Raw genomic sequence first — 19,659 nt, forward strand, 5'->3', positions numbered from 1 at the left:
GTTTTTTACCTCTCTGTTTACCCCATCACCGAACCCAGTTGGAAAATGGGCAGATACATCGCAATCACCAGTCCACCAACAATCACTCCCATTACAGCCATGAGTATTGGTTCAATCATTTGTGCCAATGAGTCCGCAAGCGAGTTAGCTTTGTCACGATGCAGATGTGCGAGTTTCAGCAATAACTCATCCAGCGCTCCTGATTCTTCACCGATTTTTATCAGCTGATGACATAAGGTCGGGAACAGTGGCGACTGGACAAAAGCTTTATGCAGCGGCGTTCCTTGCATGATGTGCTCGCGTATGTGGTTCAGTGCAGCCTGAAAATGCAGATTAGACATTGATGCAGATGCTGCTGTGAGCCCGGCAATTAACGTCATTCCAGCCTGCTGTGTCATTGCCAGCGTTTGAAATATCTGGCTGAGGCAACTGTCTGTCACCAGGCGTGATGTCAGAGGTAGCCTGAGCAGTAACATCTGCTCGCGTAGTTTCCAATGCTTAAGCGGGTGCAATTTCTGCCAGTAGCCGAAACACAAAAGCGACAAAATACCCGCCAGCCAGGGGCCGCTGTTAAGGATGGCATCAGAAGCAACGACCAGCATGCGTGTAAACCAGGGGAGTTCGGCATCAAAAGAAGCATAAATTTTGGCAAACTCAGGCAACACTAAAGTCAGCATGAGCAACGTGACCACTATCGCGATCAGGCTGACAATCAGAGGATACCGCAGTGCTTTTTTCACTTTGCTTCTTAGTTCAGCCTGTTGTTCCTGTTGAGCGGCCAGTTGCAGACAGCATTTGTCCAGTTGTCCCGTGAGTTCACCAATAGAAATTATCTGCCTGTAAATATCTGGAAAAACATCCGGATAATAATTCAGTGTGACCGATAACGGTTTTCCTTCGCGAACGCCTTTCGCGATATTTAACAATACACAATGCCACGCGGGTTTCGGGTGTTCATTGGCCAGCAAGGTCAGGCCATTCACCAGTGGTAACCCGGCTTGTAGCAGCGTTGCAAGTTGCCTGATGAACGCAACACGTTCCTGATTTTTCCAGAAACGCTTTCCCAGTCGTTGTTTCATAGTGATTTTAAGGGGTTGCAAACCGGCCGCAAAAAGCTGCGGATAAATTCTGGCCTTATCCAGCTCAATACAGTGATCTTGCTGAATACTTCCCTGTGTGTCGATAGCCTGCCAGCGATAGAGTCGCCAGGAATGAGGTGTGTCACCCTCAGTTTTCATGCCCCTTCCCCCTCACCGGTAACACGATATAGTTCTTCAAGTGAGGTGATCCCCTGTTCGACCAGCAACATACCGGCCTCATGCAATGTCTTTTGCCCTTGTTCCCGGGCAATTTTACTCAGCTCATGCACATTGGCCTCTGCCACCAGTGCCTGCTGTAGCATGGGGGTTATGTTCAGCGTTTCATAAATACCGGTACGCCCGTAATAGCCTGAAAAGCATTGATGGCATCCTGCAGGCAGCCATAAAGGTATGTGGCCGCTTATGCCATCAGCATTTTTTTCAACCAGCGACATGTGCGGTTTGCGGCAATGCGGGCACAATTTTCGTACCAGTCGCTGGGCAATCACAAGACGCAAACTGGCGGCAATATGGAAACCTTCAATCCCCATCTGTCGGAGGCGGGTCAGTGTTTCGCAGGTAGAATTAGTGTGGAGGGTTGAGAGGACCAGATGCCCGGTTTGCGCCGCCTTTACGGCGATTTCGGCTGTTTCTTTGTCTCTGATTTCGCCAACCATAATGACATCAGGATCCTGACGTAATAAGGCACGCAGGACGCTGGCAAAACTAAGATCTGTTTTGCTGTTAATCTGCGTCTGATTGATGCCACTGACCGGGATCTCAATCGGATCTTCCACGCTGCAAATATTGCGGGAGATGGCATTCAGGTGACGAAGGCCGCTGTAAAGCGTTACCGTTTTTCCACTGCCTGTCGGGCCGGTGACCAGAATTAAACCTTGTGGATGCTTCAGTGCGGTTTTGAAAAAGTCCAGGTCTCGTGGCGTAAAACCCAGTTGCGACATAGAGAGATCCTGCTGAGTCATGTGCAGAATGCGCAGCACGATTTTCTCTCCGTGCAGGGTCGGCAGGGAAGATACTCTCATGGAGTATCTCTGCTTTTGCAGCATGACTGAGAGCTGGCCATCTTGTGGCAGCCGTCGTTCAGCCACATTCAGCTGCCCCATAATCTTCAGTCGCGCGCATACCCCGGCTGCCATCGAAAATTCAGGACCGGGCACTTCCTGCAATACTCCGTCAATTCGCATACGAACCCGGAAACTGTGCTCGTAGGGCTCAAAATGTATATCAGATGCCCTGCGGGTGATTGCCAGTCTGAGTATCTGATTGAGGATGTTAATGACTGGCGCATCACTCTGATTATTCAGCTCATTGCTTTCATCCGTTTCTGCGGGCGATAACGGTTTTTCTGCAGCGATATTTTCCTTTATTTCTGAACTGCCTTGCTCCATAGCTTGTTCCAGCCGCGTTTGTGGCCAGCGTTCAAGTTGCACTTTTAAGCCGGTGGCAAAGCGCAGTACCTGACTTAACGCCTCAGAATCTGCCTCTGTTTCATGGCATGCAACATGAAGCAACTGGTGGTCGCGATGCAACACAACGGCTTTGTAGCGCTGACACAATGCTTCAAGTGACGCTTCACTTTGCAGGCGGTCGTTAATGGATGGAGACTCTGGGCGCAGGGGGGTATCGCTCATTATGGCGCTCCTGTGGTGTCAAAGCGGAAAATGCTTTCGCAAGCTTCAACCATCGAGGTATTACCGGCATTGTTGCAGATTCTGCTCCATGTAATACCTCCCGCCTGGTTATCCGGAACCGGCGTCATCACAACACTGAGGCCATCCAGTGCCTGCTGACCGGTCAGTGAAATTACACCGGAATTAACCTGGATCTGGCTGACATAGCGACTGGTGGTCGTTGCCGGAATGCCCTGACTACCGGCGTTGCAATTTGTCAGCGCCCCCGTATCTATGACGCACAGTTCGACACCGGTTTTGTAGGGCACCATGGTTTGCAGCATGTCTGTCATGGCTGCTTTCTGGATATAGCTCTGGTACGCGGGTATGCCGATGGCACTGAGGATCGCAATAATCGCGATCACCACCATCAGTTCAATGAGGGTAAATCCTTGTTGCCGGTTCATGACGTTCTCCGTTTCGTAAGGCTGCGTTGTCGTTTCTCAGGCAGCAAATTAAACGGAGAAAAAACCTGACTCCAGTGCCATTTCTGGCTTTTCCACGATATCTTCCAGGATAAATATGTCTGCCAGCAAGGCAGTCAAAATTTTTGCGCGAAGACTCGCAACAACAAAGATGAAATGAAAAAAGTGATGGTGGTCAGAAGGAGAGAATGTGAGGGTAGTACGGCAAGATGAAATAGAGCGAAAGACGTCGTGTTGCCCCTGAAAAGGAATCCGGGGGCAACAGCGAAATGATTAGCTGAAGCGCATGGAAAGATCCATGGCTCTGACATGCTTGGTCAGCGCACCGACAGAAATGTAATCCACGCCGGTTTCCGCGAATTCGCGTAGCGTTGTTGCCGTCACGTTACCGGACACTTCAAGCAACGCACGGCCTGCGGTCAGAATAACGCCTTCGCGCATCATCGGCACGGTGAAATTATCCAACATAATAATATCAGCACCTGCATCCAACGCCTGCTGAAGTTCATCGATGGATTCGACTTCTACTTCAACGGGCACCTCCGCGTGGATCCATAAGGCACGCTCTACGGCCGCTTTGATGGAGCCGCAGGCAATGATGTGGTTTTCCTTAATCAGAAACGCATCAGCCAGACCAAGGCGGTGATTGCTTCCGCCGCCACATAACACGGCATATTTCAGCGCTGTACGCAGGCCGGGTAAGGTTTTGCGGGTATCGAGCAACTGAGTTTTGGTGCCCTCAAGGATTTTCACATAGTGATTCACCTCAGTTGCCACGCCGGACAAGGTCTGCACAAAATTCAGTGCGGTACGTTCACCGGTCAGCAGCATGCGCGCGGAACCTGAGAGTTCACATAAAGTCTGGTTTTCAGATACGTTATCGCCGTCTTTAACATGCCATCTGACGGTGATTTTATCGCCAGCCAGTTGGGTAAAGACTTCGTCCAACCAGCCCTGACCGCAGAAAATGCCAGCTTCGCGGGTAATAATGGTGGCGTTAGCCTGTTTATCTTGCGGCAACAGCTGAGCTGTTAAGTCATTGTTGGCATTGACTTCGCCCCCCAGATCTTCACCGAGAGCCTGAGTAACAAGAGAAGGAATATCATTCTGGATACGTTCGAGTAACTGTGCGCGGCGACTTTCAGGGCTGTAGCTGCGGGTAGACATACAAATACTCCGAAATGGCGGATAAGAAGGAGAAAAAAACATGCTACCCTGTTGCTGTGATAAGTACCACCCGAGCACATCATTGAGGTCTTTGATGCACTTAAAACAAGGCTGGATTACTGAAGCCCGGCAGGTCGTTTCTCCCCATTTTGATCTCCGTCCTGAAGATGAAATACCCTCATTGCTGGTGATCCATAACATCAGTTTGCCGCCTGGAAAATTTGGCGGTCCTTATATTGATCAATTGTTTACCGGCACGCTGAATCCACTGGATGATCCTTATTTTGAAGGGATCAGCCATTTACGCGTTGCTGCGCATTGTTTAATTCGTCGTGATGGCGAGATTGTGCAATATGTTCCGTTTGATAAACGTGCCTGGCATGCCGGTATATCTAGCTGGCGGGGGCGTGAGCGCTGTAATGACTTTTCGATTGGTATTGAGCTGGAAGGGACTGATTTTCAACCCTTTACTGATGCACAATATCGCAGTCTGGCTTCTGTTACTGAGTTGTTAATTAAGCATTATCCTATCAGTCCCGATGCCATTACCGGACACAGTGATATTGCTCCCGGGCGTAAGACCGATCCCGGCCCTGAATTCGACTGGGCATTTTATCGCAAGCTGCTAGCGTTGCCGGTAGGGCAGAATGATCTTTCTGACCGGTAATTAACCGGGCTTCGGTATCTGTTTTACATGGGTAATGTATTAAGAGAGAGTGACAATCGATGACGTTATTTACTTTGCTTCTGGTGCTGGCTTGGGAACGCTTATTCAAACTGGGTGAACACTGGCAGTTGGATCATCGGTTTGAGGTGATTTTTCGCCGCGGCCGGCAGGCTTCTCTGGCTAAAACCCTGGCCATCATGATTATCTGGATGGTGATAATCGGGGGAGTATTGCGTGCTGTGCAGGGGCTCTTCTTCGGTGTGCCAACGCTGATCTTATGGGTGATTTTATGCCTGCTGTGCATTGGCGCTGGCATCAAGCGCAAGCATTACCGTGCCTACCTTAAGTCAGCCCGTCAGGGTGATGTCGATGCCTGTAAGGAAATGGCAGAAGAGCTGGCCTTGATCCATGGGCTGCCAACAGATTGCAGTGAAGAAGCCCGTCTGAGAGAGCTGCAAAATGCACTTCTCTGGATCAACTACCGCTACTATCTCGGGCCGTTGTTCTGGTTCGTGGTCTGCGGGCCTTACGGACCGATAGCGTTGGGCGGTTATGCCGTATTGCGGGGTTATCAGACCTGGCTGGCGCGTCACATGCCACCACTGAAACGTTCCCAGTCCGGGGTGGATGCACTGCTGCATATTCTCGACTGGATCCCGGTTCGTCTGGCTGGCGTTGCTTATGCATTGCTTGGTCACGGGGAAAAAGCCTTACCGGCCTGGTTTGCTTCGTTAGGCGATATTCATTCCTCACAATATCAGGTCTTAACACGGCTGGCGCAGTTCTCTCTGGCGCGTGACCCGCATACTGATCCGGTACAGACGCCTCGTGCGGCCGTGAGTCTCGCACGTAAAGTGACGATGATCATTCTGGTGGTTGTGGCACTGCTGACGATTTATGGCACCCTGATTTAGCGCATTTTGCCATCCACTATTTTGTGACGCTTAGCGCATTAAAAAAGCCCGGTACATTTTCATGGTCCGGGCTTTTTGCTTTTTGTCAGTGCTGTTTTTGTAACGTCAGCGGACGGTTATCGGCGGCGGGTTCTCCGAAATCGGGCATGCCATTCTCATCCCAGCGGAAGGTTTTAATGCGCGTATGTCGGTTCGGGTCGTACAGCGGATCACCCTCAATTTCGGTGTAATTGCGGGCGTGATACACCAGCACATCTTCGCCCTGTTCATTACGGGTGAAGCTGTTATGACCAGGGCCGAACTGCCGGTTCTGCGCCTGAGTACTGAATACCGGACGCTGGGATTTATGCCAGCTCGCCGGATCCATCAGGTTGCTGTTGATATCTGCGGTAAGAAGGCCGATACAGTAATTTTCGTCGGTAGCGCTGGCGGAATAGGTGATGAAAATTTTATCACCATGTTTGATCACGGCCGGCCCTTCGTTAACCCAAAAACCGATAGTTTCCCAGTCCAGTTCAGGCTTACTGAGCATGACGGGCGGTGATTTCAGCGTCCACGGGTTTTCCATTTCAGCCAGATACAAATTGGAGTTTCCGCGAATTGTTGGGTCTTTTTGAGCCCACAGATAATAGCTTTTGCCCTGATGCTCAAAATGAGTGGCATCGAGCGAAAAACTGTCAATCGGGGTCTGGATCTGACCTTTCTCCTGCCAGGTTCCGCTGAGCGGATCAGCATCCTCACAAACCAGCGCATACATTCTGTGCTGGAATAAGCCATCGACAATTTCTTGTGACGGGGCGGCCGCATAGTAAATGACCCATTGTCCGTCGATGAAATGCAACTCCGGTGCCCAGATCAGCGCACTCATCGGGCCGGTATCTGGCTTGTGCCAGACGAGGGTAGCCGGAGCTTGAGCAAGCCCTGTCAGCGTTGACGAGCGGCGGATCTCCAGCCGGTCATATTCAGGTACTGATGCGATAAAGTAATAGTTTCCGTCGCTGTGCAGCCAGATATGTGGATCGGCACGTTGCTCAATCAGCGGGTTGGGGTAATTACTCATGTTTCAGCTCCTTGCTGGTCAGGGGGACGCTGATTATTTCTGCGTCTTGTGTATTTTTCGCGTCATGATATTCATTCAGTTCGCGGTAATTACGGCGGCGAATCTCCAGATCTGCCTGAATGGTACGCATGGTTTCGCGGTCAACTTTCAGCAGACGTACAACACCGGCGGTAATGAAATAACCCACGCCCGGAATGACAGTGAATAACAACATAATGCCGTTAATGGCATGGTCGCTTTGCTGTGTTGCGCTGGCATTGTAGCCGTACGCAGAGAGCAGGAAGCCGACCATCGCGCCTGCTACCGCCAGTCCGCATTTCAGGAAGAACAGGTTACCGGAGAAGCTGATGCCGGTGACGCGCTTGCCAGTTTTCCATTCGCCGTAATCGTCAACGTCAGCCATCAGCGACCAGTGTAGCGGGGAAGGGAGTTGGTGCATGATGTTGAGGATAAAGTACGCCACCAGAATAAGTGTCGTGGCGTGCGGGTCGAGGAAATAGAATCCGCAGGAGAAAATGGTCAGGATGATGTTGGCCCAGAAGAACACTTTCAGTTTGCAGTATTTATCTGTCAGTGGTTTTGCCAGCGCGCTGCCGATCATCATGCCCACTACGCCGAGGCTGATAAACATACTGGCAAATGAAGTGGATTTTTCCATCACCCAGGTAACGTAATACATGGTGGCGGCCATACGGATGAAGCCCGGGCACACGTTGCAGAATGTCAGCAGCAGGATGCGTACCCACTGATCGTTTTTCCATACATCCTTAAGGTCAGATTTTAAGGCGTGTTTTGACGGTACTGCGGGCTGGATCCGTTCTTTTACCGAGCTGAAGCAGAACAGGAACATGAACAGCGCGATGATCGCCATCACGCCCATCGACATCTGGTAGCCCTTGGCTTTGTCTGCGCCACCGAAAAAGTCGGCCATCGGCAGCAAGGTGGAAGAGAGGATCAGTGTCGCGATCCCTACCATAAAGAAGCGGTAAGACTGACAGGCAACACGCTCATGCGGGTCGGCAGTAATGACGCCACCGAGCGAGCAATAAGGAATGTTGATGGCCGTGTAAGTCAGTGACATCAGGAAGTAAGTGACAAAGGCATAGATAACTTTGCTGTTGTAACTCCATTCCGGTGTGGTGAACATCAGCACGCTGAACAGTACATACGGCACTGAAACCCACAACAAATACGGGCGGAAACGTCCCCAGCGGGTGGTGGTACGGTCGGCGATCGCCCCCATTATCGGGTCGGTTACCGCGTCGATAACACGCACCGACAACAGCAATATCCCCACCAGCGCGGGGGCTAAACCGAAAACATCGGTGTAAAAATAATTAAGAAACAGCATGATGGCGCCGCCAATCATATTGCAGCCCGCATCCCCCATTCCGTACGCTACTTTCTCTTTAAACGACAGTGCGCCTTCCTTCATGGATGTTCACTCCGGCTATTGGATAAAAGGATTTTGTTAAAAAACTGTTTGATAGCTCAGAGTATTGGTCGGAGTGAGACAGAGTGGTCAGGAGGTAAGAGTCATGAAGATGGACATTTTAGTCATACGGGAGGAAATGTGACCCAGATAACAAATACCCTTCATACTTCGAGCTGCAGGTGCGTTGGCTACGATCTTTCACCCGAATCAATTACCAGAGTAAGTTCATCGGGTTCTCTTGCCTGCCGCCTTCCTGCAACTCGAATTATTTTGGGTATCTCTTAACTATTTAACTTAAGCGTTAACGGATTTCCCGCTTTGCTGATTTTTGATCCAGTAACCGATGCCCAGCACCACCAGCCACACAGGGATCAGCCACACGGAGATCGCCATGCCTGGCGTGATAGCCATGATCACCAGAATTGCTGCCATAAACAGCAGGCAGATATAGTTACCCAGCGGATACAGCAGCGCTTTGAACTTAGGTTCCACGCCTTCACGACGTTTCGCCTGACGGAATTTCATGTGCGCAAGGCTGATCATTGCCCAGTTAATCACCAGTGCAGACACCACCAGGGCCATCAGCAAGCCAAACGCCTCACCCGGCATCAGATAGTTGATCAGAACACACAGCGCTGTGGTGGCAGCAGAAACGAGGATGGAAGCCACCGGAACGCCGCGTTTATCGACATTGAGCAATGCCTTAGGTGCGTTGCCTTGCTGAGCCAGGCCAAACAGCATGCGGCTGTTACAGTAAACACAGCTGTTATAAACCGACAGCGCGGCTGTCAGGATCACCACGTTCAGGGCGTTGGCCACCAGTGCATCTCCCAGGTCATGGAAGATCAGCACAAACGGGCTGGTATCCGGTCCGACACGGGTCCATGGCATCAGCGAAAGCAGTACAGCCAGTGAGCCTACATAGAAAATCAGGATGCGGTAGATAACCTGATTGGTCGCTTTAGGGATGCTGACTTCCGGATTATCCGCTTCAGCAGCAGTAATCCCGACCAGTTCCAGGCCACCAAAGGAAAACATGATGATCGCCATCATCATCACAAGCCCGGTCATGCCGTGAGGCAGGAAACCGCCTTGCTCCCAAAGGTTACGTACTGTTGCCTGCGGGCCTGCCGTATCGCTGAACAGCAACCAGCCACCGAACAGAATCATCGCCACCACGGCAACCACTTTAATGATCGCAAACCAGAACTCCATCTCACCAAACACTTTAACGTTAGTAAGATTGATGGCGTTGATCAGCACGAAGAATACTGCGGCAGAAACCCATGTCGGGATTTCCGGCCACCAGAATTGGATATATTTACCGACGGCAGTGAGTTCGGCCATCGCAACCAGAACATACAGAACCCAGTAGTTCCAGCCGGAAGCAAACCCGGCAAATCCGCCCCAGTATTTGTAAGCAAAGTGGCTGAATGAGCCTGCAACCGGCTCCTCAACAACCATTTCCCCTAACTGACGCATAATTAAGAATGCGATAAAACCCGCAATGGCGTAGCCAAGAATAATCCCCGGCCCCGCGGACTGAATGACGGAAGCGCTGCCCAGAAACAGCCCTGTACCGACGGCCCCGCCTAATGCAATCAACTGAATATGACGGTTTTTGAGGCCGCGCTTCAGCTCATCGCCTTGTTGTTGATCAACCATTTACCTGTCCTCTGTCATAGGGGCAAAACCCATAACATTCTGTGTGTTAGAGAGAATGTAAGGCGATAATTACACTTTTTGTATCTAATTATTTACGGCTGGATTGAGCCTAAAAATCAGGATCATCTACCGTTCGGGCAAGAATAATGTTATGCGGAAAAGTTTGCACGGGGTTTATGCGCCATCCGCATAACAAATAATCAAATTGACCGGAAATTTGTTCTGGATCTCTAAAATGAGATCTCACGCAGCGTAAAAACGATAAATGATAAAAATTTGTTAAAATGTGCGGGGTCGACGCATTTACTGGGTAGCCATATGGACACAAGGTGAATACTTTGTTACTTTACGGCCACGTTTTTTAAATTGGTATTACCAATTGACTCCGGCAACTTACAGAGTCGCTACTCGCAGAGAACCGCACATATATGGCTTACAGCAAAATCCGACAGCCTAAGTTATCCGATGTGATCGAGCAGCAACTTGAGTTTCTGATCCTCGAAGGCACCTTGAGGCCTGGGGAAAAGCTTCCGCCAGAGCGCGAACTGGCCAAACAGTTTGATGTATCGCGACCTTCTCTCAGAGAGGCAATCCAAAGCCTGGAAGGGAAGGGGCTACTCCTGCGCCGTCAGGGTGGTGGCACTTTCGTACAAAGTAACCTGTGGCAAAGCGTGAGTGATCCGCTGGCCGAGTTACTGGCCGACCATCCTGAATCACAATTCGATCTCCTTGAAACACGACATGCCCTTGAAGGGATCGCTGCGTATTACGCGGCGCTTCGTGGCACAGAGGAAGATCTGCAGCGCATTCGCGATTGTCATGTGGTTATTCAGACCGCACAAGACAGCGGAGATCTGGATGCAGAAGCCGATGCGGTTATGCAGTATCAGGTCGCTGTAACAGAAGCAGCCCATAATGTGGTGCTGCTGCACCTGGTCCGCTGTATGGGGCCAATGCTCGAGAAGAATGTTCGACAGAACTTTGAATTGCTTTACTCACGCCGGGAAATGCTGGCGACAGTAAGCAACCACCGCGCCAGTATTTTCGAGGCGATTGTTGCACGGGAACCAGAAATAGCGCGTGCCGCATCTCACCGTCACCTGGCGTTCATTGAAGAAGTTTTGCTGGATCTCAGCAGGGAACACACCCGGCGGGATCGGTCTTTACGACGACTCCAGCAACGAAAAGATGAAAGTTAACCATCAGGGTTAATTTTTAGAGCCCTCATTTGAGGGCTCACGGCAACTACATGACGGGCCTGTCTTCGTGCGCTCTCTTAGCGGCGAAGCGCGTTTTTGAAAGAGTGCAGGAAGACAGGCTCCAGATAAACCAACGTATTAGAGACAGATAAGGAAAAGCACCATGTCAGAACGTGTAAATAATGACGTGGATCCGATCGAAACTCGCGACTGGCTACAAGCGATCGAATCGGTCATCCGTGAAGAAGGTGTTGAGCGTGCACAGTTCCTGATCGATCAGGTTCTCAGTGAAGCGCGTAAGGGCGGCGTAAGCGTCGCTGCTGGCGCAGCCAGCCGTAACTACGTCAATACCATCGCTGTTGAAGACGAACCTGAATACCCGGGTAACCTGGAGCTGGAACGTAATATTCGTACCGCTATCCGCTGGAACGCCATCATGACCGTTCTGCGTGCCTCCAAGAAAGATCTGGAACTCGGTGGTCACATGGCTTCCTTCCAGTCTTCTGCGACTGTTTATGAAGTGTGTTTCAACCACTTCTTCCGCGCGCGCAACGAAAAAGACGGCGGCGATCTGGTGTACTTCCAGGGCCACATTTCTCCGGGCGTATATGCACGTGCTTTCCTTGAAGGCCGTCTGACTGAAGAGCAGATGAACAATTTCCGTCAGGAAGTTCACGGTAAAGGTCTGTCTTCTTATCCGCACCCTAAACTGATGCCTGAATTCTGGCAGTTCCCGACGGTATCGATGGGGTTGGGCCCGATTGGTGCCATCTACCAGGCTAAGTTCCTGAAATATCTGGAACACCGTGGCCTGAAAGATACCTCCGCACAGCGCGTTTACGCATTCCTGGGCGACGGTGAAATGGACGAACCAGAATCCAAAGGTGCGATCACCATCGCGACCCGTGAAAAACTGGATAACCTGTGCTTCATCATCAACTGTAACTTACAGCGTCTTGATGGCCCGGTAACCGGCAACGGTAAAATCATCAACGAACTTGACGGCATCTTCTCAGGCGCTGGCTGGAACGTGATTAAAGTGATCTGGGGCAACCGTTGGGATGAACTGCTGCGTAAAGACACCAGCGGTAAACTGATCCAGCTGATGAACGAAACCGTTGATGGCGACTATCAGACCTTCAAGTCCCGCGACGGTAAATACGTTCGTGACCATTTCTTCGGTAAATACCCTGAAACTGCGGCGCTGGTCAAAGATATGACCGACGACGAAATCTGGGCACTGAACCGTGGTGGTCATGATCCGAAGAAAGTTTTCGCTGCACTGAACAAAGCACAGAATACCAAAGGCCAGCCGACCGTTATCCTTGCGCATACCATTAAAGGTTATGGCATGGGCGACGCTGCCGAAGGTAAAAACATTGCTCACCAGGTGAAGAAAATGAACATGGATGGCGTGCGCTATATCCGTGATCGTTTCAGTGTGCCAGTCACCGATGAAAATCTGGAAAAACTGCCGTACATCACGCTGGAAAAAGACTCTGCAGAATACAAATACCTGCATGAGCGTCGTGCTGCGCTGAAAGGCTACCTGCCGACTCGTCTGCCAAACTTCACTCAGAAGCTGGAAATGCCGAAACTGGAAGACTTCTCACCACTGCTGGAAGAGCAGAAGAAAGAGATCTCTACCACTATCGCCTTCGTCCGTGCCCTGAACGTGATGCTGAAAAACGACTCCATTAAAGACCGTCTGGTCCCGATCATCGCCGATGAAGCGCGTACTTTCGGTATGGAAGGTCTGTTCCGTCAGATTGGTATTTACAGCCCGAACGGTCAGCAATACACCCCGCAGGACCGTGAGCAGGTTGCTTACTATAAAGAAGACGAGAAAGGTCAGATCCTGCAGGAAGGTATCAACGAACTGGGCGCCGCATCTTCATGGCTGGCCGCAGCGACGTCTTACAGCACCAACGATCTGCCAATGATCCCGTTCTACATCTACTACTCTATGTTTGGTTTCCAGCGTATCGGCGACCTGTGCTGGGCAGCGGGTGACCAACAGGCGCGTGGCTTCCTGATCGGCGGTACTTCAGGTCGTACTACCCTCAACGGTGAAGGTCTGCAGCATGAAGATGGCCACAGCCACATTCAGTCTCTGACTATCCCTAACTGTATTTCTTACGACCCGTCTTACGCTTACGAAGTGGCTGTCATCATGCATGATGGTCTGGTACGTATGTACGGTGAAGCGCAGGAAAACATTTATTATTACATCACCACGCTGAACGAAAACTACCACATGCCAGCCATGCCAGAAGGCGCGGAAGAAGGCATCCGTAAGGGTATCTACAAGTTAGATACGCTGGAAGGTAGCAAAGGTAAAGTGCAGTTGCTGGGCTCAGGTTCTATCCTGCGTCACGTACGTGAAGCCGCTGAGATCCTGTCCAAAGATTACGGCGTAGGTTCTGACGTTTACAGCGTGACCTCCTTCACTGAACTGGCCCGCGACGGTCAGGATTGTGAGCGCTGGAATATGCTGCATCCAACCGAAACACCACGCGTTCCGTACATCGCCCAGGTAATGAGCGATGCGCCAGCGGTAGCGTCAACTGACTACATGAAACTGTTTGCTGAACAGGTTCGTACATACGTTCCGGCCAGTGATTATCGCGTTCTGGGTACGGATGGCTTCGGTCGTTCAGACAGCCGCGAAAACCTGCGTCACCACTTCGAAGTGGATGCATCGTACGTTGTGGTTGCTGCGCTGGGTGAATTGGCTAAACGCGGCGAAATCGAAACGTCTGTAGTGGCTGAAGCCATTAAGAAATTCGATATCAATCCAGAAAAAGTTAACCCGCGTCTGGCATAAGAGGTAAAGACAGATGGCTATTGAAATTAACGTACCGGATATCGGTGCAGATGCAGTGGAAGTCACCGAAATCATGGTGAAGGTGGGCGATAAAGTTGAAGCTGAACAATCGCTGATCACCGTTGAGGGCGATAAAGCTTCTATGGAAGTGCCTTCTCCACAGGCTGGCGTGGTCAAAGAAATTAAAGTTGCGGTTGGCGATACCGTTGAAACCGGCAAACTGATCATGATCTTCGACGCCGCTGATGGTGCTGCTGATGCGGCACCTGCGAAACAGGAAGCCAAAGCAGAAGAGAAAGCGCCTGCCGCCGCACCTGCTTCCAGCGAAAGCAAAGAAGTGAACGTGCCTGATATTGGTGGCGACGAAGTAGAAGTCACTGAAATCATGGTGAAAGTAGGTGACACCGTGACAGCTGAACAATCGCTGATCACCGTAGAAGGCGATAAAGCTTCTATGGAAGTCCCTGCACCGTTCGCGGGTAAAGTAAAAGAGATCAAAATCGCTGCGGGCGATAAAGTCAGCACCGGCTCTCTGATCATGGTCTTCGACGTGGCAGGCTCGGGTGCAGCCGCACCTGCCGCTGCTGCAGAAACCAAATCAGACGCGGCACCTGCGGCTCCGGCTCAGTCCGGCAGCAAAGAAGTGAACGTACCTGATATCGGTGGCGACGAAGTGGAAGTCACTGAAATCATGGTGAAAGTCGGCGACAAAATCAGTGCTGAACAGTCACTGATCACCGTTGAGGGCGACAAAGCCTCAATGGAAGTCCCGGCACCGTTCGCGGGCACGGTGAAAGAAATCAAAATCGCGGCGGGCGATAAAGTCAGCACCGGTTCTCTGATCATGGTCTTTGAAGTAGAAGGCGCTGCGCCTGCTGCTCCGGCGGCTAAGAAAGAAGAAGCGGCTGCCCCGGCGAAACAGGAACAAAAAGCCGCTGCACCTGCTGTTAAAGCAGAGAGCAAAGGCGAGTTCGCTGAGAACGATGCTTACGTTCACGCCACGCCGGTTATCCGTCGTCTGGCCCGTGAGTTCGGCGTTAACCTGGCGAAAGTCAAAGGGACCGGCCGTAAGGGCCGTATCCTGCGCGAAGACGTGCAGACTTACGTGAAAGATGCGGTCAAACGTGCGGAAGCCGCGCCGGCAGCCGCAACGGGTGGCGGTCTTCCTGGCATGTTGCCTTGGCCGAAAGTGGACTTCAGCAAATTCGGTGAAATTGAAGAAGTCGAACTGGGCCGTATCCAGAAAATCTCTGGTGCGAACCTGAGCCGTAACTGGGTGATGATCCCGCATGTTACGCATTTCGACAAAACCGATATCACTGAGCTGGAAGCGTTCCGTAAACAGCAGAACGATGAAGCCGCTAAACGCAAACTGGACGTGAAATTCACGCCGGTGGTCTTCATCATGAAAGCCGTTGCGGCTGCGCTTGAGCAGATGCCACGCTTCAACAGTTCTCTGTCCGAAGATGGTCAGAAACTGACGCTGAAAAAATACATCAACATCGGTGTGGCGGTCGATACGCCAAACGGTCTGGTTGTTCCGGTCTTCAAAGACGTGAACAAAAAAGGCATCGCCGAGTTGTCCCGTGAGCTGATGGCGATCTCCAAGAAAGCCCGTGACGGTAAGCTGACTGCCGGTGAAATGCAGGGCGGTTGCTTCACCATCTCCAGCCTCGGCGGTATCGGGACGACCCATTTCGCGCCAATCGTTAATGCGCCGGAAGTGGCTATCCTGGGTGTCTCCAAGTCTGCCATTGAGCCAGTCTGGAACGGTAAAGAGTTCACACCGCGTCTGATGATGCCAATGTCGCTCTCCTTCGACCACCGTGTGATTGACGGGGCTGATGGTGCGCGCTTCATTACCATCATCAACAACGTGTTGTCTGACATTCGCCGTCTGGTGATGTAAGCGAAAAAGCCGGCCAGACGGCCGGCTTTTTTCTGATAATCTCTTCATGCTGTTTGGGATTTTCAGGCACTAAGCACAAATCGTATGCCGTTTGTTGTTTCAAATTTGTTAACAATTTTGTAAACTGCGGGCGGATAGAACGACCCGGTGGATGATGGGCGTTGCAACACAAAAATGACGTCAGACCCGCCGGACATAAATTAAGAGGTCATGATGAGTACTGAAATTAAAACTCAGGTCGTGGTACTTGGGGCTGGCCCTGCGGGCTATTCTGCTGCTTTCCGTTGCGCTGATTTAGGTCTTGAAACCGTTCTGGTTGAGCGTTATTCCACGCTCGGTGGCGTGTGCCTGAACGTAGGTTGTATCCCTTCTAAAGCTCTGCTGCATGTCGCGAAAGTGATCTCTGAAGCAAAAGCACTGGCTGAACATGGCATTGTTTTCGGCGAGCCGAAAACGGACATCGATAAAGTCCGCGTCTGGAAAGAAAAAGTTATCAACCAGCTGACCGGCGGTCTGTCCGGTATGGCGAAAGGCCGTAAAGTCAAAGTCGTGAACGGGCTGGGCAAATTTACTGGCGCGAATACTCTGGTTGTTGAAGGCGAAAATGGTCCGACGACCATCACTTTCGACAATGCCATCATTGCGGCGGGTTCCCGTCCAATCAAACTGCCATTCATTCCACATGATGATCCACGTGTCTGGGATTCCACTGATGCCCTGGAGCTGAAAAGCGTCCCTGAGCGTTTGCTGGTGATGGGCGGCGGTATCATCGGTCTGGAAATGGGCACCGTTTACCACGCACTGGGTTCTCAGATTGATGTGGTAGAAATGTTCGATCAGGTGATCCCTGCGGCTGATAAAGACGTCGTGAAAGTCTTCACTAAGAAAATCAGCAAGCAATTCAACCTGATGCTGGAAACCAAAGTGACCGCAGTAGAAGCCAAAGAAGATGGTATCTACGTCACGATGGAAGGTAAAAAAGCCCCGGCAGAACCACAGCGTTATGACGCCGTGCTGGTGGCTATCGGCCGCGTACCTAACGGCAAACTGCTGGAAGCAGGCGCTGCAGGTATCGAAGTGGATGACCGTGGTTTCATCCACGTCGACAAACAAATGCGCACCAACGTGCCACATATCTTTGCTATCGGCGATATCGTCGGTCAGCCAATGCTGGCACACAAAGGTGTTCACGAAGGTCACGTGGCTGCCGAAGTTATCTCCGGCAAGAAACACTACTTCGATCCGAAAGTCATTCCATCCATTGCCTACACTGAGCCGGAAGTTGCCTGGGTTGGCCTGACGGAGAAAGAAGCGAAAGAAAAAGGCATCAGCTACGAAACCGCCACATTCCCGTGGGCTGCTTCCGGCCGTGCTATCGCGTCCGACTGTGCAGAAGGTATGACCAAACTGATCTTCGACAAAGAATCTCACCGTGTTATCGGTGGTGCAATTGTCGGTACCAACGGCGGCGAGCTGCTGGGCGAGATCGGCCTGGCTATCGAAATGGGTTGTGATGCGGAAGATATCGCGCTGACCATCCATGCTCACCCGACGCTGCATGAGTCTGTGGGTCTGGCAGCAGAAATCTACGAAGGCAGCATTACTGACCTGCCAAACCCGAAAGCCAAGAAAAAGTAATCTTTGGCTTTTGCTGATGAACGCCTCTCCGGAGGCGTTTTTTTTTGCTGACGCAGCGCAGCCCGGTAATTATCTTCTCTGTGAATCTATCTTCTCATACCCCAATGTCCCCTTCTATTGAGTGATACGAGTAGGTTGCCAATATTAAGCATCACTGCCAGCATTATTTTTTTGTTATTCTTCATGCGTTATTTTCAGACAGAGTGAATGAAAATGATCACTCCGATCAATGTATTTAATCTCTTACCAAATAATTTAATATAATCACAGAATTAATGTTTTTTTCATTTTGCATGTGAATTTTTATTGATAATGGATATGGCGGTATTGATGTATAAAATATATATCTTTAACCGATGTTTGTGGTTGCGATTGATAATTAATATTAATTATATAAACAGCAAATTAATAGCTTCTAAGAGATTAATTAACATATGACTAAAAAGTAATTTTAAATCAAGGTTAATTTAACTTAAAGACTGAATGCAGTGGTGAGTGAATTCAAAATATCATATAGTTAGCATGCTTTACGTTACAAAATAATGAAAAACCTTAATGCGTGAGAAACCAGGAATGGATCCTGGTGATTTCTTATGTTTAAAACATGGAGAATACAAAATGAAATCTATGATTAAATTTGCCCTGCTGCCATCGGTTCTGCTGATGTCTGCCGGCGCTTTTGCCACCTCCACCTTAGATCAGGCCCAAATAAACCTTACTGGATCGGTTACGAATAATGCATCCACCTTTTGCAATATGAGTGTACCGAAATCCATTGATTTGGGTCAGGTCGATTTAAATGACATCATTTTAGCGCCCGCCGGGAAGGATATTCATCCGGTTGATTTCCAGGTAAAAATCCGCAACTGTGTGGCAAATAAGCCTGTCCATATTCGCTTCATGGCAGTGTCAACGACAGAAAATTCATATATAGCTCAGAACGCGCAGGGAGTAGATGGTGCGCAATACGTAGGGGTTGCTTTCAGGGAGGTAATCGGTGGTCAATCAACACCGCTTGATCCTATGGGGACTTCAACACCAGACCAAACAGACAGCGATGGCATGGCGACGCACGATTTCACTGCAAGCATAGTAAGGACGACGAGCGCAAACGAACCTACTTCGGGCCCTGTTTATGTTTCGGCGACGTTGACCTTAGAAGCTATTTAACTTAAGGGCAGTAAATAATCTCCGTCGGTAATACATCATTACCGACGCTTTGGTATGAAAATTATATCATGAAAATATCAGTTAAATATTTCATAACATGTTTATTGCTAGGCTATGCCTCTTACGGCCAGTCTGCGGTTGACCTTGATTCCAGCCGCGTCATTTATCATGCGGAAAATGATGGTGAAGATTCAAGGGTAAAGAATAACGGCGATATCACCTATCTGGTACAAAGCTGGGTGGACAAGGGGTGGAACATAAAAGGGGCACCTTTTACCGTGACGCCGCCCATTTTTAAACTCGAGAAAGGTAACGAAAGTAAAATTAGTGTTATTTATACGGGGAAAGGTGAAGCAAGTGATCGGGAAAGTTTATATTGGCTGAATGTTAAATCAATACCGGCTTTAGATAAAAAAGCGCTGAAAAATAAGGTCGTCATTGCGGTCAGCCATCGGGTGAAACTTATTTACCGACCAGAGGGCTTGCCCGGGGACCCGGCCGCAGCCATCGGCACTCTGGAATGGACAAAAAAATCACCTGATACTGTCCATGTAAAAAATAATAGTCCTTACTATGTCACGCTGAGTCAGGTAATCCTGAATGGCAAAAAAATTCCCATTAGCCTGAAACCTGACAATTCTACGTTAGCGCCCAATAGTGCAGCAGATTATTCAGCACATACTGCTTTGGGCGAAAAAGTAAAAATAAGCTGGTGGGCAATAGGCGATACAGGTACTCAGAGTAAAGAGTTTGTCAAAAATTTGTGATTGTCATTATTGATATTGACTATTTTCTTGCATCAGCGGCGCGATA

15 protein-coding genes are annotated in these 19,659 nt (G+C 50.2%); 8 read left to right on the plus strand and 7 right to left on the minus strand.

Features of this window, described 5'->3' with window-relative positions; genetic code table 11:
* Positions 1-17: 17 nt before the first annotated feature.
* The 4 genes from hofC to nadC all read right to left on the minus strand — a co-directional run bounded on the left by hofC (position 18) and on the right by nadC (position 4,362).
* Positions 18-1,238: a protein transport protein HofC gene (hofC, locus tag ACOZIO_RS09655; protein ID WP_129991317.1), complete on the minus strand. Its 1,221-nt coding sequence runs from the start codon at positions 1,236-1,238 to the stop codon at positions 18-20.
* Entirely contained in the window at positions 1,235-2,731 is a 1,497-nt protein-coding gene (gene gspE, locus ACOZIO_RS09660) for a type II secretion system protein GspE (RefSeq protein WP_421595220.1), read from the minus strand. Before gspE ends, hofC begins: the two co-directional genes overlap by 4 nt.
* Positions 2,731-3,177, minus strand: a complete 447-nt coding sequence (ppdD, locus tag ACOZIO_RS09665; RefSeq protein WP_129953185.1) for a prepilin peptidase-dependent pilin — start codon at positions 3,175-3,177, stop codon at positions 2,731-2,733. The genes gspE and ppdD overlap by 1 nt, the downstream gene beginning before the upstream one ends.
* A gap of 291 nt (positions 3,178-3,468) precedes the next feature.
* Entirely contained in the window at positions 3,469-4,362 is an 894-nt protein-coding gene (nadC, locus tag ACOZIO_RS09670; protein ID WP_129991319.1) for a carboxylating nicotinate-nucleotide diphosphorylase, read from the minus strand.
* 94 nt (positions 4,363-4,456) lie between these two features.
* Between nadC and ampD the strand changes: the two genes are divergently transcribed.
* Both ampD and ampE read left to right on the plus strand, forming a co-directional pair.
* Positions 4,457-5,029 carry a 1,6-anhydro-N-acetylmuramyl-L-alanine amidase AmpD gene (ampD, locus tag ACOZIO_RS09675; RefSeq protein ID WP_129991320.1) on the plus strand — a complete coding sequence of 191 codons (573 nt, stop codon included), beginning with the start codon at positions 4,457-4,459 and terminating at the stop codon, positions 5,027-5,029.
* Positions 5,030-5,088: 59 nt separating this feature from the next.
* Positions 5,089-5,943 (plus strand): beta-lactamase regulator AmpE, encoded by an 855-nt coding sequence (ampE, locus tag ACOZIO_RS09680; protein ID WP_129953182.1) that lies wholly within the window; start codon positions 5,089-5,091, stop codon positions 5,941-5,943.
* A gap of 85 nt (positions 5,944-6,028) precedes the next feature.
* On the opposite strand, the gene ACOZIO_RS09685 is transcribed toward ampE, so the two are convergent.
* The 3 genes from ACOZIO_RS09685 to aroP form a co-directional block, all read right to left on the minus strand.
* Complete coding sequence (locus ACOZIO_RS09685; protein WP_129953181.1) at positions 6,029-7,003, minus strand: family 43 glycosylhydrolase; 975 nt, start codon at positions 7,001-7,003, stop codon at positions 6,029-6,031.
* The gene (locus tag ACOZIO_RS09690) at positions 6,996-8,438 is read right to left on the minus strand and encodes an MFS transporter (protein ID WP_129991321.1); all 1,443 of its coding nucleotides are present in this window, start codon (positions 8,436-8,438) and stop codon (positions 6,996-6,998) included. Before ACOZIO_RS09690 ends, ACOZIO_RS09685 begins: the two co-directional genes overlap by 8 nt.
* Before the next feature lie 294 nt (positions 8,439-8,732).
* Positions 8,733-10,103, minus strand: a complete 1,371-nt coding sequence (gene aroP / locus ACOZIO_RS09695; protein ID WP_129953179.1) for an aromatic amino acid transporter AroP — start codon at positions 10,101-10,103, stop codon at positions 8,733-8,735.
* A 428-nt stretch (positions 10,104-10,531) separates the two neighbouring features.
* Between aroP and pdhR the strand changes: the two genes are divergently transcribed.
* From pdhR to ACOZIO_RS09725, 6 genes are all read left to right on the plus strand, one after another.
* On the plus strand, positions 10,532-11,302 hold the full coding sequence (pdhR, locus tag ACOZIO_RS09700) for a pyruvate dehydrogenase complex transcriptional repressor PdhR (protein ID WP_013576986.1): 771 nt from the start codon (positions 10,532-10,534) through the stop codon (positions 11,300-11,302).
* Between the two features lie 163 nt (positions 11,303-11,465).
* Positions 11,466-14,129 (plus strand): pyruvate dehydrogenase (acetyl-transferring), homodimeric type, encoded by a 2,664-nt coding sequence (aceE, locus tag ACOZIO_RS09705; protein WP_129953178.1) that lies wholly within the window; start codon positions 11,466-11,468, stop codon positions 14,127-14,129.
* Between the two features lie 13 nt (positions 14,130-14,142).
* Positions 14,143-16,038, plus strand: coding sequence for a pyruvate dehydrogenase complex dihydrolipoyllysine-residue acetyltransferase (gene aceF / locus ACOZIO_RS09710; protein ID WP_421595221.1), 1,896 nt, complete (start codon positions 14,143-14,145; stop codon positions 16,036-16,038).
* A 213-nt stretch (positions 16,039-16,251) separates the two neighbouring features.
* Positions 16,252-17,676 (plus strand): dihydrolipoyl dehydrogenase, encoded by a 1,425-nt coding sequence (lpdA, locus tag ACOZIO_RS09715; RefSeq protein WP_421595222.1) that lies wholly within the window; start codon positions 16,252-16,254, stop codon positions 17,674-17,676.
* A gap of 573 nt (positions 17,677-18,249) precedes the next feature.
* Positions 18,250-18,846 carry a fimbrial protein gene (locus ACOZIO_RS09720; RefSeq protein WP_165385179.1) on the plus strand — a complete coding sequence of 199 codons (597 nt, stop codon included), beginning with the start codon at positions 18,250-18,252 and terminating at the stop codon, positions 18,844-18,846.
* 68 nt (positions 18,847-18,914) lie between these two features.
* A complete protein-coding gene (locus ACOZIO_RS09725; RefSeq protein ID WP_421595223.1) occupies positions 18,915-19,613 on the plus strand; it encodes a molecular chaperone in 699 nt (232 codons plus the stop codon).
* Positions 19,614-19,659 lie beyond the last annotated feature (46 nt).

Source organism: Rahnella sp. PD4, from assembly GCF_049199325.1.
Classification (GTDB): Bacteria; Pseudomonadota; Gammaproteobacteria; order Enterobacterales; family Enterobacteriaceae; genus Rahnella; species Rahnella perminowiae.